Source organism: Stenotrophomonas maltophilia (assembly GCF_002799245.1).
GTDB classification, from domain to species: Bacteria; Pseudomonadota; Gammaproteobacteria; order Xanthomonadales; family Xanthomonadaceae; genus Stenotrophomonas; species Stenotrophomonas maltophilia_S.
The window spans coordinates 321,389-335,960 of sequence record NZ_NEQV01000004.1; the positions used below are offsets into that span (position 1 = coordinate 321,389).

Here is a 14,572-nt window from a genome sequence, read left to right on the forward strand (position 1 = left end):
CCATGAGCCAGGACGACACTCCCGACCTCGCCACGCCGCAGGCGGGCAAGGTCGCGCCCGAAGCGGTGGCGCTGCGCGCCCAGCCGCGCCCGGTCACCCGCCTGAACCGGCGCACGCTGGCGATGCTCGTGGGCGGCCTCTCGGTCGCCGTGCTCGGGGCCACGATCTGGTCGCTGCAACCGCAGCAGCGCGGCGCGGGCGAGCAGACCGAGCTTTACAACGTCGATCGCGTCTCGAAGTCCGAAGGGCTGGACGGCCTGCCGACCGACTACTCCAAGCTGCCGCCGAAGACGCCCGAGTTGGGGCCGCCGCTGCCGGGCGATCTTGGCCCGGCCATCGTGGCTTCGCAGCAGCCAGTGACGCCGACCTATGCGCCGCCTGGGCATGACCCGGCGGACGCTTTGCGTAAAGAGGCCGAAGCGGCGGCAGCCTCGGCGGTGTTCTTCCGCTCGGGCCAGGGCAAGGGCACAGCGCCGGCCGCAGTCCAGGTCGCTGCGGCTGCGCCGGGTAGCGCCTTGGCGGGCTTCGACCCGCTGGCGACCGGCCCGGCCTCGATGGCGGCCCAGCCTGCCGATCCGACCGCCATCCAGAACCGGCAAGACCAGAAAGAGGCGTTCCTGAAAGGTGGTTCTACGGGAACCCGCAATTCCGGCCATCTGGCGCTGCCCGCGTCGCCGTATCAGGTCATGGCGAGCACGGTCATTGCCGGGGCGCTGGTGACGGGCATCAAGTCGGACTTGCCGGGCGATGTGATCGCCACCGTGACGGAGCCGGTCTATGACACGGCCACGGGCAAGTTCCTGCTGATCCCGCAGGGTTCGCGCATCCTCGGGCGCTACAACAGCCAGGTCAGCTACGGACAGAGCCGCGTGCAGGTGGTGTGGAACCGCATCATCCTGCCGGACACGTCCTCGCTCACGCTCGACAACCTGGTCGGCACCGACCCGGCCGGCTATGCCGGGCAGGAAGATAGTGTGGACTACCACTGGGGCCGCATCTTCGCCGGGGCGGCACTGACGACGCTGCTGGGCGTCGGCGCCGAGCTGGCCGCGCCAGAGAACCGGCAGGACGGCAACCGCATCGTCATCGCAGGGCGCGACAGCGCCCAGGACAGCATCAATCAAGTCGGCCAGGAGATGACCCGGCGCAACATGAACATCCAGCCGACCTTGACCGAGCGACCGGGCCTGCCGGTGCGGATCATCGTCAACCGCGATTTGGTTCTGCGACCGTACCAGCCCTCGTTCTACCAGCGCGGAGGCCAGCGATGAGCGCACGAAAACTACGCCTTGGGCCGTTGCCGTCCACCACCAGCGTCAAGCTGACCTTTGCGTGTCCGGCCAGCCTGAAAGCCGACCTCGACCGCTACGCCGCGCTGCACGCGCAGACCTATGGCGAAGTGGTCGATGCGGCGACGTTGATCCCGCACATGCTAGAGGCGTTCATGGCGGGGGATCGTGGGTTCAAGAAGGGAGGCCCAGGCACCAAGGCCGGCCCGCAGAAGCCCGCCTAGCGGCGCGTGACAGGCCGCAAGCAAAAGCGCAGCCGATGGGCTGCGCTTTTGCTTTGGAGGACGGTCGGATAAGGTGACGCTGTGGTGACGACCTCACCGTGCCCTCTGCGGTGCTCTCTGGCTTTCCACGGCGATGCGCCTATGCGACACCTAGCTCGAAGCGAGGCAAGATCGCGCGGCGACCGAAAAATAGCCTAACCTATTGCCCCGTATGACCTTTCGTGTCGCTGTCTGCCTTCACAAAGGACTTGACAGCGGACATTTTTCATGTGCGCGCCGGAGTTTTTTTCGGTAGCGCCGGGCCATGCCCGGCGGCATCCATCACCGCGCCCGCGGTGGCGCGTTGCCATTGTCCATATCGGAAAAGATCATCCAGGGCCCATCTCCCTCACGCTTCAGCGTCAGCGTGAATTTGCCGGTATCGCCCACGTTGTTGCCGTAGCGGTACGCACCGATGATGTAGCCCGTGTTGCCTGCCACCGAGTACGCCAGGGCACGCAGCCGCAGTGGGCTGCCACCCTGGCCGTCATACGCGGCCTCGATCGCACTGCGCCCGCGCACCGGTGGTCGGTTGCTCTGCAGGATGAACCCCTCCTCGGCGAACAACCCGGCCAGCGCCCTGGCGTCACCCGTGCGCCACGCCTGCTCGTAGTCACGCAGCACGCGATCCAATGCAGGGGGCAGTGGTACATCCGGCAGGGGAACGGCAGCCGGTGCCGGTGGCGGGCCATCGGCGGCCAGCAGCGGTCCGGACAGGGCGAGAAGCAGCAGGCAGATACGCATCGGCTCAGACCTTGGGCGCGCCGGTGAGCGCAGTGGCGAGTATCCCCCATCCGCAGCCGGCAGGTCCTGGCGCAGGCCCCATTGAAAGCACGCGGACGCTTCGGCATGCTCGACGGCAATCGCGGGAGGGGACGCATGCACTTTTTCCAGCTGGACCAGTTCGCAGGTCATCTCAACGAAACGTTCAGTGCCGACATCGAGAACACCGGTGTCCCCTTTGTACTGGTGGAAGCCGCGCCGATGCCCGATCGGCAGATCGCAGGCCAGATGCGTGCGCCGTTCTCGCTGCTGTTCCGCAATGAATCGGCGGTGCTGTTCCCGCAGCGCACCTACACCATGCGCCACCACGGGCTCGGCGAGTTCGGCATTTTCCTGGTACCGATCGCGCGCGATCGGACCGGCTTCATCTACCAGGCGCTGTTCAACTGACGGCCGTCGCCACCCAGCGCATGCGCAGGTGGCTGCCGGTATCGCTTTCGGTGTGGAACGCGAGCCGTTCGTAGAGCTTGCGCGCGGCCAGGTTTTCCCAGGCGACATGCAGGACGACGCTGTGCAGCGGCACGGCGTGCGCCGCGCGTTGTACCCAGCGCACCAGGGCCGAGCCGATGCCACGGCCACGCACGGCGTCCAGCAGGGCGATATCGATGAGGGTCGCTTCGTGTTCGTCGCAATGCAGGTAGAGGCGACCGATCGGCTGTCCGGCCTGCTCGACCAGCAGATAGTGTGCGGGCTGGTAATGCCGGGTGTAGTGCAGGTGCTGCAGCGCGAACTGGTTGTCGAGGAACGCCTGCCGCAAGGCGTCGGGCCACGGCACGCTGGCCAGCTCGGCCGCACGCGATTCGGCATAGAGCCGCTGCAGGAAGGGCAGGTCGCCATCCTGCGCTTCACGCACGCTCACGCCTGCGGGAAGACCGTCCCTCGTTGCGGGCAGCCAGGCCGCCCGCAACGAAGGAAAGGCCAGTGCCACGTTCACAGTCACGGCCGCTGCGGGAAGTTGCCGTACAGGCAGATGCAGAAGTTCACGGTGAGATAGGGCTGCTGATTCGGGTGCGGTGCGGTGCCCCCCGTCATTCCGACCGTGTTGGGCGGGAAGACGCTGTTGGCGGTGGTGGTGGGGGCGAGGATCGACACCTTCTCCGGCGTGACCAGCGCATCGTTGGCCGCGGGAACGCCGCTACGATGGGCCTTGTTGGGCTGGTTGTAGATGCGGGCACCGTGCGAGTGCGCCGGCATATGGGGAGAGAGCAACGTGACCGTGTCCAACCCGAAGAGCTCTCCCATGACGCGTGGCGTCAGGCCGGGCCCGTTGCCCTGCCCGCAGGCGGCATTGCCGGAGAAATCAGGCAGCTGGAAGTTGCTGGATCCGTTGCCTCCGAACGTTACGCCAAGCAGCGAGAACAGCGCTGTATTCTGCTGGATGGGAATCAGCTGGCCCTGGCACATGGCCCAGTTGTTGGGAGCGAAATTGAAGCCGAACATCTGGATTTCGCCGGTAAAGGGATCGCTCATGATGGAATCCTTGTAGCCGAACGGAGTGGGTCAGCCCTGCGAGGGGAACACGCCGGCCCACGCGATGCAGTAGCGCGCGACCAGCGATGGCATGGTGTTGTCGTGCGGCTGGGTGCCGCCCGCATTGCCCACCGCCGCAGGCGCGAGCAGGCCGCCTGCGATTCCGGTGACACTGTCGGTGTACAGCGTCTCGCCACTGACCGCTCCCAACTGCAGGTTGGAAGCCGGTGTTGGTGAACTGGCTACCGTATCGACGGCATTGAAGGCGTGCGTATGAGCGGGAAGGTGGGCGCTGGTCAACGTCACCGATTCACTGCCTGCGGCCTGCCCCATCACGTAGGTTCCCAACCCTGGACCGGTGCCCTGGTGGATCGGTACGCGGCCTGAAAGGTTGGGCAGCATGAACGTGACCGCGCCATCGCCGCCGTAGGTGGTGCCGATCAAGGCGTACAGTGTTTCGTACTCTGAAATCTGCAATGTCTGGCCATTGCAGTCGAGCCATCCCAACGGCGCGAAGTTGTAGGGAAACAAGCGGATCTCGCCAACAAAGGGTTGTGACATGGCAGTGGCTCCGGTCAGCCGCGCGAGGGGAATACGCCTTGCAGCGCAATGCAGAAATTGATCGCCAGGTAGGGCTGCATATTGGAATGCGCCGTCGATTGGCCTGCAGGGTCGAGAGGCGTGAGTGCAACCTGATTACCGCCGGAAGCGCCATAGACATTCTGCGTGCCGGTTGCTCCCAGCAGTACGTTGCCGGCCGGAATCCGGGTACTGGCAGGGCTGGTCGTGCCGTTGAAGCTGTGGTTGTGCGCAGGCATCTGGGAAATATTCAACACCACGCTTTCCACGCCCCCGGAATGGCCGATATCGCTGCCAGCGTTGCTGCCGACAGGTGTACGGCTACGCAGGTCGGGTAACTGGAAATTGGTCGTGCCGTTACCACCGTAGAACGTGCCAAGCAGCGAAAACAGTGCCTGGTTCTGCGTGATGGGCATCAGCTGCCCATTGCAGAAGGCAAAGCTTCTTGGCGCGAACGCGAACGCCAAGGGCATTATCTGCCCGAGAAAGGGTTGCGACATACGTTTTCCCCTTGAGATTTAGTGCCGGCACGTGGCCCCCTGCCGGTCGCGGCACTCTTGCGCATTTACCGGGGTCTTGACAAGTGTCTTGTCATTTGTAAGAGAATATCCCGCAGCCGCCCGGGGGGGAGTACCCGGGGGACGCGGTCGCCAGGCGCGGCAAGGGATTATCTGGCGGTGAAAACCGGAACCGCGGCCGCTCGTTCGCGAGCCACGGCAGCTTTCTCATCCGCGCCGGCAGGCGCATCGCCCATCGGGAAGATGGGCACCAGGGGGCAGGTCATGTGGCATGCGGAGTCGATGCATCGCGACGCGATGCGCCATGGGCTCGGCCGTGGTGTTTCCGGCCGTCTGGGAGCGTTCCTCCTGCTGTGCCTGGTGCTGGCAATGCCTGGCGTCGTATACGCGGCGTGCCCCGGCCTCACGCCGAGCAACGCCAGCCCGGGAACGCCGATGGCCTCCGGCGGAACGATCGTGATCGATGCAAGCTCCTGTGAAGGCGCGCCGGGGTTCGGCATCGGCAATGTGGTCGGGGCCGCCAGCCACGGCGTGGCCACCACCACCAACAACGGCGCGTCGGAGATCACGTACAGCAACAATGGCGATGGTGCGACGACCGACACCTTCACGTTCGATGACGGCACGGGCTCCCACAACGTCATCGTCACCGTGCATATCCAGCCCGCCACCTCGCCGATCCTGATTTCCCCGGCGAGCGTTCCCGGCGGAACGGTGGGCGTGGCTTATGCCAGCACCAGCTTCAGCGCCAGCGGCGGTACCGCACCCTACGCATTCGCGGTCTCGGCCGGCGCATTGCCCAGCGGCTTGACGCTGGTGGGGGGCGTCCTGTCCGGCACACCCACCACGCAAGGTACGTTTGCGTTCTCGATCACCGCCACCGACAGTGCGGGCACGCCGTTGACCGGTACCGCCAGCTACTCGATCACGGTGGCAGCGCCGACCATCAGCGTGACGAATACGCCCCCGGCGGCGGTCATCAACACGCCGTATTCCTTCACCCTGACCGCCAGCGGCGGTAATGGGCCGTATACCTACACGATGGACGGCGGCACGCTGCTGCCGACCGGCCTGTCGCTGGCCAGCAATGGCACGATCAGTGGTACGCCGACCGTGCTGGGCAACAAGAACTTCAGCGTGCGCGTCACCGACAGCAGCACGCCCACGCATTTCTTCGCAGCGGCCAACCTGTCGATCAACGTGCAGAACGTGATGCCGCCGGTTGCCAACCCCCTCAGCGCGACGGTTGCCTACGGCAGTACCAGCAATCCCATCACCCTGAACATCACCGGCGGCGCCCCGGCATCGGTTGCGGTCGGTACGCAGGCCGCGCATGGCACGGCAACCGCCTCGGGAACCTCGATCACCTACACCCCCACGCCGGGCTATGCAGGGCCGGACAGCTTCACCTATACCGCCACCAATACCGGCGGTACGTCCAGCCCGGCGACCGTGACCCTCACTGTCTCGCCGACGACCATCACCTACGCGCCGTCCAGCCCTGCCGCAGGCACGGTCGGGCTGGCCTACAGCCAGTCATTGATCGGGGCCAGCGGCGGCGCCACCCCATACAGCTACGCGATCGCTACAGGCAGCCTGCCGCCTGGGCTGACGCTGGCCAGCAACGGCCTCCTGTCCGGCACTCCGACCGCCAATGGCAGCTTCAGCTTCACCGTACGCGCCACTGACAGCAGCACCGGCAGCGGGCCGTTCAGCGCCACCAGCGGCACGCTGACGCTGACCATTGCCGCCGCGACCCTCAGCTACGCCCCGGGCAATCCGAACGCCGCAACGGTCGGCACTGCGTACAGTGGCTCGCTGGCAAGCGCAGGTGGCGGCACCGCTCCCTACAGCTATGCGATCGCCTCGGGCAGCCTGCCGGCGGGCATCTCGCTGGCCAGCGACGGCAGCCTGACAGGCACGCCGACGGCGGGCGGTACCTTCAACTTCACGGTTACCGCCACCGACAGCAGCGGTGGCACCGGACCCTTCAGTACGACCAGCACTTCGCTGGCGCTGACCGTGAATGCGCCGACGATCTCGATCGCGCCGAGCACCCTGCCCAGTGCCACCGTGGCCGCGGCCTATTCGCAGACCGTGACCGCTTCCGGCGGCACCGGCAGCTACAGTTTCGCGACCACTGCCGGGTCACTGCCGCCGGGCCTGACTCTGTCAGCCGGCGGTGTGATCAGCGGTACGCCCACTGCAGGCGGTACCTACAACTTCACGCTTACCAGCACCGACAGCAGCACGGGGGCTGGCCCGTACACCGGCAGCCGCGCCTACGCGCTCACCGTGAACGCACCCACGCTGACACTGACGCCGACATCGGGCAGCGTGCTCAACGCAACGGTAGGCGCAGCCGTGACTGGATTGGGCTTCACCGCCGCCAATGGCACCGCACCGTACAGTTACGCGCTCACCGCGGGCGCATTGCCGCCCGGCGTCACCCTGGCCTCCAGCGGCAGCTTGTCGGGTACGCCGACTGCCACCGGCAACTTCAACTTCACCGTCACCGCCACCGATGGCTCCAGTGGTCCGGGCGCTCCCTTCAGCGTGCCGGGCAGCTACACGCTGTCGGTCGCCGCACCCACCATCACCGTGTCACCGGCCACGTTGCCCGCACCAACGGTAGGCGTCGCGTACAGCCAGACCTTCGTGGCTTCGGAAGGTCATCCGGCCACGTTCACCTATGCCGTCAGCTCGGGTGTGCTCCCCGCAGGCCTCTCGTTGAACGTCACCGCCGGGACGCTGAGTGGAACGCCGACCCAGGCCGGCGCCTTCAGCTTCACCATCACCGCCACCGATGGCGGTGGATTCACCGGCAGCCGGGCCTATTCGGGCACCACCAACCCGGGGATCGTGATACTGCCGGCAGCCACGTTGAGCAATGCGGCCGTGGGCGCAGCCTACAGCCACGTGTTCACCGCCAGTGGCGGTACACCCGGTTACACGTACACGCTGATCGGTGCACTTCCCGCCGGTTTGTCGTTGTCCAGTGCGGGCGTGTTGTCCGGCACACCGACTGCGGTGGGCAGCTTCAACTTCACCGTGCGGGCGACCGACAGCAGTAGTGGCACCGGCGCACCGTTCACCGGCAACCAGAGCTACACGCTGACCGTGTCGGCGCCCACGATCACGCTGGCGCCCTCGTCGTTGTCGGCGGCGACCGGCGGTCAGGCCTATTCGCAGGCGGTCAGTGCCACGGGAGGCTCCGGCAGCTACACCTACAGCCTGAGCAGCGGCGCGTTGCCGCCGGGCATCGCCTTGAGCAGCGGCGGCACCGTGTCCGGTACACCCACCACCGCAGGCAGCTACATCTTCACGATCACCGCCACCGACAGTCTCTTCTTCACTGGCAGCCAGTCCTACAGCTTCACCGTCAACGCGCCTGCAATCACCATCACGCCGGCCACGCTGCCTGCCGCGGCGGGCAGCACCCCCTACAACCAGGCACTGACTGCCAGCGGCGGCAATGGCGGCTACACCTTCAGCCTGGCCGCCGGTACGCTGCCACCGGGCATCGCGCTGAGCAGTGCCGGCGTGATCAGTGGCACGCCGACCACCACCGGCAGCTTCAGCTTCACCGTGCGCGCCACCGATGGCTTCGGCTTCACCGGCAGCCAGGGCTACACCGTGACCGTGAACGCGCCGGCCATCGTGTTCGTGCTGACCACCCTGCCCGGTGGTCAGGTCGCCGCGGCCTACAGCCAGACGCTCAGTGCCGGCGGTGGCAGCGGCAGCTTCACCTATAGCCTGACATCGGGTGCGCTGCCGCCGGGCATCGCCCTCAGCAGCGCCGGTGCGCTCAGCGGCACGCCCACCGCCGCCGGCAGCTACAGCTTCACCGTCACCGCCACCGACACGTTCGGCTTCAGCGGCAGCCAGCCGTTCACCGTGGGCATCAACCAGCCGCAACCGGTGGTGGTGAACGATGCGGCGACCACGCCGGCCAATGCAGCCGCCGACATCGACGTCACCGCCAACGACACAGGCCCGATCACCAGCATCGCCATTGCGCAGGCACCGTCGCACGGCACGGCCACGGTCAACGGGCTCAACGTGGCATACACGCCGGCCAGCAACTTCTTCGGCAACGACAGCTTCACCTACACCGCCACCGGTCCGGGTGGTACTTCGGCGGCGGCTACGGTCAGCGTCAGCGTCACGCCGCTGGCGGTGCCGGTGGCGGCTGCGCAGAACGCGACGGTGCTGGCTGGGCAGTCGGTGACCGTGCAGGCCGAGGCCGGGGCAATCAATGGCCCGTTCACCGCGGTGACCATCAGCCGTGCGCCGTCGTCCGGTACGGCGGTGGTGCAGGGCGCCAGCATCGTCTACACCGCTGCGCCCGATGCATCCGGCGTGGTGGATTTCGACTACACGCTCAGCAACCCGTTCGGTGCATCGGCACCGGCGCGGATCAGCGTGACCGTCAATCCGCGGCCGGTGGCGCCGGCGCTGACGGCGACGGCGATCGCCGGGCGCGTGGTCAACGTGGATCTCACCTCGACCGCGCGTGGTGGTCCGTTCACCGCCGCCAACCTGGTCTCGATATCGCCCGCCGACGCCGGTACCGCCACCATCACTGCCAGCGGCGCCGGCTACACCCTCGCCTTCACCTCGGCGGCGACCTTCGGTGGCGCGGTACGCATCACCTACACGCTGAGCAACGCGTACGCGACCTCGGCGCCGGCTACGGTCGATGTGATGGTCAAGCCGCGCAGCGATCCCTCGCGCGATGCTGAAGTGCTGGGCGTGCTGGAGGCGCAGGTGGAAGGTGCGCGGCGCATGGCGATTGGCCAGATCAACAACTTCCAGCGCCGCCTGGAAAGCCTGCGCGCAGGGGGCGCTGGTGCCGGCTTCAGCAACGGCATCACCTTCAGTTCGGCCAGCAGCCAGCGTCGTGCGCAGCAGACCGAGTGGCTGAAGAAGGGCATTGGCGCCAGCGGCGAGGCGCTGGCGATCGTCGAGGAACCGGCGCTGCAGGGCGATACCGTGCCGGCGGCCATGTCGGCCGACGGCTTCGCCTTCTGGACCGGCGGTGCAGTGAACTTCGGCACGCTGAAGCCGGGAGCAGGCAGCAATGGTATCGACTTCACCACCTCCGGCGTCAGCCTGGGCGCGGACCGTCAGCTGGGTCCGTCATTGAGCCTGGGCGCGGGCATCGGCTATGGCCATGACGCATCGGATATCGGTCGCAATGGCAGCCGCAGCACGGTGGATGGCTACAGCATCGCCGGCTATGCCAGCTTCCATCCGGAAGGCGGGTTCTATGTGGATGGCCTGCTCGGCTACCAGTGGCTGACCTTCGATGCACGCCGCTTCATCGCCGACAACGGCAATACCGCCTACGGGAGCCGTGACGGTACGCAGTGGTTCGCTTCGTTCTCCACCGGCTTCCAGCATCGCCTGGACAACCTGCTGCTGACCCCGTACGGGCGCCTGGACCTGGCCCGGGCAACGCTGGATGGCTATCGCGAGCGTGGCGATGCGGTGTACGTGCTCGATTACGAGAAGCAGACAGTGAACACCAGCACCGCTACCGCAGGTGTGCTGGCGCAGTGGCTGGTGAAGCGCGATTACGGCATGTGGACGCCGCAGCTGCGCGCCGAGTTCGGCCATGACATGCAGGGCTCCAGCGAGGCCTTCATGCGCTACGCCGACCTGATGTCCGGGCCGGTCTACCGCGCCACGCTCGACCGTCAGTCGCGCAACCACACGCTGCTGGGCGCGGGTATCGGCCTGCAGACGCTGAAGGGCTGGTCGCTGCGCGCCGAGTACCAGAGCCAGTTCGACAGCAGCAGCCGCGACAACCAGGGCATCCAGATCAGCGTGCAGAAAACCCTGCCGCCGTAACGGTGCCGGCGGTGGCGGCTGTTGCGCCGCCACCGCGCGCTGCAGCGCAAACCTGTACCCGTACAATCAGAGACCCGGCAGGTGCGCTGACCGCACCTGCCGTGGATCTCGAATGGATGGAACAGGACAGGGAATGAAGATTCGAATCACAGGGATGGCGGTGATGGCCGTGCTGCTGGCCGCCTGCGGGCAGGCACCGGAGAAGGCTGTCGAGACCGCGCCCGCGGCGGCACCGGCGCCGACCACCGAAGCACCGGCCGCCACGGCCACGGTGGTCGAGAAGGAACCGTCCATCGAAGACGGCGTGGATCCCTCGGTGTGGGACAACGAAGGCGAGCCGGAAGACCAGAGCGCCGGCGGGGAACTCACCTGCGCGGACAACCCGCTGGCAACGCATTTCTTCACCCTTGTCGGTGGCAACACCGTGGACGACTGCGGCCGCAAGGACCCGAAGGTGCTGGCCGCGTTCAATGCCCTGATGAAGAACACGGTGGCGGCCGAGTCCGCCGACAAGGAAATTCCCTCGCTGCGCGAACGCCTGTTGAGCGGACCCAGTGGGCCTGGCGAGCTGCTGGTGCTGCAGGGCGAGCCGTGGTGGTTCTACACCGCCTGCCAGGCCCACGACTGCCCCGGCACCGCATTGGCGATGCTGTACTCGCCCGATCAGGCGAAGATGGTCGGCCGCCTTACCGCGCGCTGCCGGGTGTGGTGGCTGGGCGAGCCGACGGCGGAACAGCGAGCGCAGATCGAACAGCGCAAGCCACTGGATGATGCCGCATTGAAGGAAGGCAGCGCGCTCTGCGAGTGATGGGGTGCGCGCGGTAACGCTGGGCCATGCCCGGCGTTACCGCAGGTGTTGTTCTCCGCGTCATCCTTTGCGGCCGCATGCGCGCGCTGTCCTGTGCGATGCTGATCAGGCACGCCATGATCATCGCTTCCATCACCCGGTCGGCTACGTACCCGGCCTCCGCGCCGTTCTGGCGAACGCGCTCGGCGGCCAGCAGCAGTTCCAGCGTCACGCGCTGGCTTGCCAGTGCGAAGTCCGCATCGGCCAGTGCCATGCAGCGGCCCGGCGTCGCCGATGACGACCTGATGGGGCAGAGCACATGGCCCGACATCCGTGCACTCTGATCTGTCAGCGCTCTTCGCGCCTCTCATACCAGGCTTGAGAGAGGTTCACGATCCGCACCACAGACAGCATCACCGGAACCTCGATCAGCACGCCAACCACGGTCGCCAGCGCCGCTCCCGAATGCACGCCGAACAGCCCCACGGCTGTCGCCACGGCCAACTCGAAGAAATTGCTGGCGCCAATCAACGCCGAGGGGCCGGCCACGCAATGCGCCACGCCCAGGCGACGATTGAGCAGGTAGGCCAGGCCCGAGGTGAAATAGACCTGGATCAGGATCGGTACCGCAATCAGCGCGATGACCAGCGGTTGCTTCACGATCTGCTGGCCCTGGAAGCCGAACAGCAGCACCAGCGTCAGCAGCAGGGCGGACAGGGACAGCGGCCCGAGCCGTCGAAGTGCACGCTGCAGGCCTGCTTCACCACGGCGCAGCAGAACCCAGCGCCGCAACAACGCGGCCACCAGCACCGGCACCACGATGTAGAGGCCAACTGACAGCAGCAGGGTATCCCACGGCACGGTGATCGCGGACATGCCGAGCAACAGCGCAACCACCGGCGCGTATGCGACCACCATGATCGCGTCGTTCAATGCCACCTGGCTCAGCGTGAAGTTCGCATCGCCGCGGCACAGGTTGCTCCAGACGAACACCATGGCGGTGCAGGGTGCAGCCGCCAGCAGGATCAGCCCGGCGATGTAGCTGTCGATCTGCCCCGGCGGCAACCAGTCCGCGAACGCATGGCGCAGGAACAGCCAGCCCAGCAGTGCCATCGAGAACGGCTTTACGGCCCAGTTGATGAACAGCGTTACCCCGATGCCCTTCCAGTGCTGCTGCAACTGGCGCATCGCACTGAAGTCGACCTTCAGCAGCATCGGGATGATCATCAACCAGATCAGCATCGCAACCGGCAGGTTGACCTTGGCCACTTCGGCGGAGGCCAGCTCTGCGAAGGCACCCGGCAGGAAGTGGCCCAGCAGGGTACCGGCCGCAATGCACAACGCGACCCACAGGGTCAGGTGGCGCTCGAACAGGTTCATGGCCGTGACGCCGTCACGGCGTGCCGTCGGCCGGCAACAGCTGTCCGATCCGGTCCAGCGCCTGTTGCAGTGCCGGGCGGTCGGACCACAGGGATTCGGGCAGCGCGAGCAATGCACGCAGGCGCAGCTTCACGATGGCATGGGCCTGCGCGAAGGCGGTGGCCTTGTCGGCATCGACGCCCGCAATGGCTGCTGGATCGGGCAGGCCCCAGTGACTGCGGATGAAGTCACCGAACACCACGGGGCAGGCCTCGGCAGCGGCTGCATCGCATACGGTGATCACCAGATCCATCGGCGCCGCATCCACGAACTCATCCCACGACTTGCTGCGCAATCCATCGATGGGCATTCCTTCGGCCTGCAACTGGGCTAGCGCGAATGGGTTGATCTGGCCGGTGGGCTGGCTGCCTGCACTGAATGCCGTGAACTGATCGCCGCCCCAGGCGCGCAGGGTGGCTTCGGCAAGCACGCTGCGGGCGCTGTTGCCGGTACAGAGGAACAGGACAGTGCGGGTCATGGAGCAATGGCCTTGAGGGAAAGGGACTTGTGCGGGTTCAGCACTTGCAGGCGGGCGCAGCGGGCAGGCAGTGCCCGGCCGGCGAGCCGGCGCAGCAGTTGTGCGTCAGGTACTCGATCAGGCTGTTCATGGCATCAAAGTTGGCCCGGTAGCAGACGTTGCGGCCCTGGCTCTCGCTCTCCACCAACCCGGCCTGCACCAGCTCCTTCAGGTGGAAGCTGAGCGTGGCCGGCGGCACCTGCAGGGCCGTGGCGATGTCGCCCGCCATGCGTCCTGCCGGACCGGCTTCCACCAGCAGGCGGAAGGCGGCCAGGCGGGTGGCGTGGCCCAGGGCGGTCAGGGCGGTGATTGCATTCGATGTTTCCATATTTCTAGAATAGTCGAATGAATAAGCCGATCACAAGTACCCCTCTGCCAAACCTGGTGGGCACCGCGCTGCCCCAGCCCGATCACCACCAGCTCGCCGCCGCCGATCCGGGGCCACCGCGCATCCTGCTGCTTTACGGCTCGCTCCGGCCGCAGTCGTTCAGCCGCAAGCTGGCGCTGGAAGCCGAACGGCTGCTGCGTCACCTGGGGTGCGAGACCCGCGTGTTCGATCCGCATGCGCTGCCCATGCTGGACAGCGTGGACACGAGCCACCCCGAAGTGCAGCGGCTGCGCGCCTGGTCGCAGTGGTCGGAAGGCCAGGTCTGGGTCAGTCCCGAACGGCATGGGACGGTTACCGGCGTATTCAAGAACCAGATCGACTGGTTGCCGTTGGAGGATGGCAGCGTACGGCCGACGCAGGGCAGGACGCTGGCAGTAATGCAGGTGAGCGGCGGTTCGCAGTCGTTCAACACGGTCAACACGTTGCGCGTGCTCGGCCGGTGGATGCGCATGCTGACCATCCCCAACCAGTCGTCGGTGGCCAAGGCCTGGCAGGAATTCGATGACGACGGGCGAATGAAGCCTTCGCCGTACTACGACCGGGTGGTAGACGTGATGGAGGAACTGGTGAAGTTCACGCTGCTGACGCGAGGCCGGTCGGATTATCTGGTGGACCGCTACAGCGAGCGGAAAGGCGATGCGCACGCCGCTGCATTGGCGCGGGCAGCGGGGGCCACATCTTCCTGAGTTCCAATACGTCGACG

Annotated in this window: 14 protein-coding genes and 1 pseudogene; 6 read left to right on the forward strand and 9 right to left on the reverse strand. The window is 66.6% G+C overall.

The features are described from left to right. Positions 1 to 2 precede the first annotated feature (2 nt). Positions 3 to 1,271: a TrbI/VirB10 family protein gene (locus B9Y64_RS13765; RefSeq protein ID WP_100441185.1), complete on the forward strand. Its 1,269-nt coding sequence runs from the start codon at positions 3 to 5 to the stop codon at positions 1,269 to 1,271. Further along, positions 1,268 to 1,513 carry a DUF2274 domain-containing protein gene (locus tag B9Y64_RS13770; protein ID WP_100441186.1) on the forward strand — a complete coding sequence of 82 codons (246 nt, stop codon included), beginning with the start codon at positions 1,268 to 1,270 and terminating at the stop codon, positions 1,511 to 1,513. Before B9Y64_RS13765 ends, B9Y64_RS13770 begins: the two co-directional genes overlap by 4 nt. A 321-nt stretch (positions 1,514 to 1,834) precedes the next feature. On the opposite strand, the gene B9Y64_RS13775 is transcribed toward B9Y64_RS13770, so the two are convergent. Then, entirely contained in the window at positions 1,835 to 2,296 is a 462-nt protein-coding gene (locus B9Y64_RS13775) for a YybH family protein (RefSeq protein WP_100441187.1), read from the reverse strand. A 135-nt stretch (positions 2,297 to 2,431) separates the two neighbouring features. On the opposite strand from B9Y64_RS13775, the gene B9Y64_RS13780 reads away from it, so the two are divergent. Beyond that, positions 2,432 to 2,725: a DUF6916 family protein gene (locus B9Y64_RS13780; protein WP_049470820.1), complete on the forward strand. Its 294-nt coding sequence runs from the start codon at positions 2,432 to 2,434 to the stop codon at positions 2,723 to 2,725. Here B9Y64_RS13780 and B9Y64_RS13785 read toward each other — a convergent pair. The 4 genes from B9Y64_RS13785 to B9Y64_RS13800 all read right to left on the reverse strand — a co-directional run bounded on the left by B9Y64_RS13785 (position 2,718) and on the right by B9Y64_RS13800 (position 4,884). Beyond that, positions 2,718 to 3,188 (reverse strand): GNAT family N-acetyltransferase, encoded by a 471-nt coding sequence (locus tag B9Y64_RS13785; RefSeq protein ID WP_238379900.1) that lies wholly within the window; start codon positions 3,186 to 3,188, stop codon positions 2,718 to 2,720. The genes B9Y64_RS13780 and B9Y64_RS13785 overlap by 8 nt on opposite strands. A gap of 83 nt (positions 3,189 to 3,271) precedes the next feature. Continuing rightward, positions 3,272 to 3,805, reverse strand: coding sequence for a phage tail protein (locus tag B9Y64_RS13790; RefSeq protein ID WP_100441188.1), 534 nt, complete (start codon positions 3,803 to 3,805; stop codon positions 3,272 to 3,274). Between the two features lie 30 nt (positions 3,806 to 3,835). Beyond that, on the reverse strand, positions 3,836 to 4,366 hold the full coding sequence (locus B9Y64_RS13795; RefSeq protein ID WP_100441189.1) for a phage tail protein: 531 nt from the start codon (positions 4,364 to 4,366) through the stop codon (positions 3,836 to 3,838). Between the two features lie 14 nt (positions 4,367 to 4,380). Further along, the gene (locus B9Y64_RS13800) at positions 4,381 to 4,884 is read right to left on the reverse strand and encodes a phage tail protein (RefSeq protein ID WP_100441190.1); all 504 of its coding nucleotides are present in this window, start codon (positions 4,882 to 4,884) and stop codon (positions 4,381 to 4,383) included. A 387-nt stretch (positions 4,885 to 5,271) separates the two neighbouring features. On the opposite strand from B9Y64_RS13800, the gene B9Y64_RS13805 reads away from it, so the two are divergent. Beyond that, positions 5,272 to 10,758 carry a putative Ig domain-containing protein gene (locus tag B9Y64_RS13805; RefSeq protein WP_238379901.1) on the forward strand — a complete coding sequence of 1,829 codons (5,487 nt, stop codon included), beginning with the start codon at positions 5,272 to 5,274 and terminating at the stop codon, positions 10,756 to 10,758. A gap of 133 nt (positions 10,759 to 10,891) precedes the next feature. Continuing rightward, positions 10,892 to 11,566: an Ivy family c-type lysozyme inhibitor gene (locus B9Y64_RS13810; RefSeq protein WP_100441192.1), complete on the forward strand. Its 675-nt coding sequence runs from the start codon at positions 10,892 to 10,894 to the stop codon at positions 11,564 to 11,566. 67 nt (positions 11,567 to 11,633) lie between these two features. On the opposite strand, the pseudogene B9Y64_RS22280 reads toward B9Y64_RS13810, so the two are convergent. The 4 genes and pseudogenes from B9Y64_RS22280 to B9Y64_RS13830 form a co-directional block, all read right to left on the reverse strand. Then, positions 11,634 to 11,831: pseudogene (locus B9Y64_RS22280) on the reverse strand (hypothetical protein); the annotation flags it as partial. A 62-nt stretch (positions 11,832 to 11,893) separates the two neighbouring features. Next, positions 11,894 to 12,925 carry an ACR3 family arsenite efflux transporter gene (gene arsB, locus B9Y64_RS13820; RefSeq protein ID WP_100441193.1) on the reverse strand — a complete coding sequence of 344 codons (1,032 nt, stop codon included), beginning with the start codon at positions 12,923 to 12,925 and terminating at the stop codon, positions 11,894 to 11,896. 13 nt (positions 12,926 to 12,938) lie between these two features. Beyond that, a complete protein-coding gene (locus tag B9Y64_RS13825; RefSeq protein ID WP_100441194.1) occupies positions 12,939 to 13,442 on the reverse strand; it encodes an arsenate reductase ArsC in 504 nt (167 codons plus the stop codon). Between the two features lie 37 nt (positions 13,443 to 13,479). Next, positions 13,480 to 13,809, reverse strand: coding sequence for an ArsR/SmtB family transcription factor (locus B9Y64_RS13830; protein ID WP_100441195.1), 330 nt, complete (start codon positions 13,807 to 13,809; stop codon positions 13,480 to 13,482). A 17-nt stretch (positions 13,810 to 13,826) separates the two neighbouring features. Between B9Y64_RS13830 and arsH the strand changes: the two genes are divergently transcribed. Next, positions 13,827 to 14,555: an arsenical resistance protein ArsH gene (gene arsH, locus B9Y64_RS13835; RefSeq protein WP_100441196.1), complete on the forward strand. Its 729-nt coding sequence runs from the start codon at positions 13,827 to 13,829 to the stop codon at positions 14,553 to 14,555. Positions 14,556 to 14,572: the final 17 nt, after the last annotated feature.

Coding starts and splice junctions, on each gene's coding strand:
- B9Y64_RS13765 (WP_100441185.1), top strand. CDS start 3: ATGAGCCAGGACGACACTCCCGACCTCGCCACGCCGCAGGCGGGCAAG.
- B9Y64_RS13770 (WP_100441186.1), top strand. CDS start 1,268: ATGAGCGCACGAAAACTACGCCTTGGGCCGTTGCCGTCCACCACCAGC.
- B9Y64_RS13775 (WP_100441187.1), bottom strand. CDS start 2,296: ATGCGTATCTGCCTGCTGCTTCTCGCCCTGTCCGGACCGCTGCTGGCC.
- B9Y64_RS13780 (WP_049470820.1), top strand. CDS start 2,432: ATGCACTTTTTCCAGCTGGACCAGTTCGCAGGTCATCTCAACGAAACG.
- B9Y64_RS13790 (WP_100441188.1), bottom strand. CDS start 3,805: ATGAGCGATCCCTTTACCGGCGAAATCCAGATGTTCGGCTTCAATTTC.
- B9Y64_RS13795 (WP_100441189.1), bottom strand. CDS start 4,366: ATGTCACAACCCTTTGTTGGCGAGATCCGCTTGTTTCCCTACAACTTC.
- B9Y64_RS13800 (WP_100441190.1), bottom strand. CDS start 4,884: ATGTCGCAACCCTTTCTCGGGCAGATAATGCCCTTGGCGTTCGCGTTC.
- B9Y64_RS13805 (WP_238379901.1), top strand. CDS start 5,272: ATGCCTGGCGTCGTATACGCGGCGTGCCCCGGCCTCACGCCGAGCAAC.
- B9Y64_RS13810 (WP_100441192.1), top strand. CDS start 10,892: ATGAAGATTCGAATCACAGGGATGGCGGTGATGGCCGTGCTGCTGGCC.
- arsB (WP_100441193.1), bottom strand. CDS start 12,925: ATGAACCTGTTCGAGCGCCACCTGACCCTGTGGGTCGCGTTGTGCATT.
- B9Y64_RS13825 (WP_100441194.1), bottom strand. CDS start 13,442: ATGACCCGCACTGTCCTGTTCCTCTGTACCGGCAACAGCGCCCGCAGC.
- B9Y64_RS13830 (WP_100441195.1), bottom strand. CDS start 13,809: ATGGAAACATCGAATGCAATCACCGCCCTGACCGCCCTGGGCCACGCC.
- arsH (WP_100441196.1), top strand. CDS start 13,827: ATGAATAAGCCGATCACAAGTACCCCTCTGCCAAACCTGGTGGGCACC.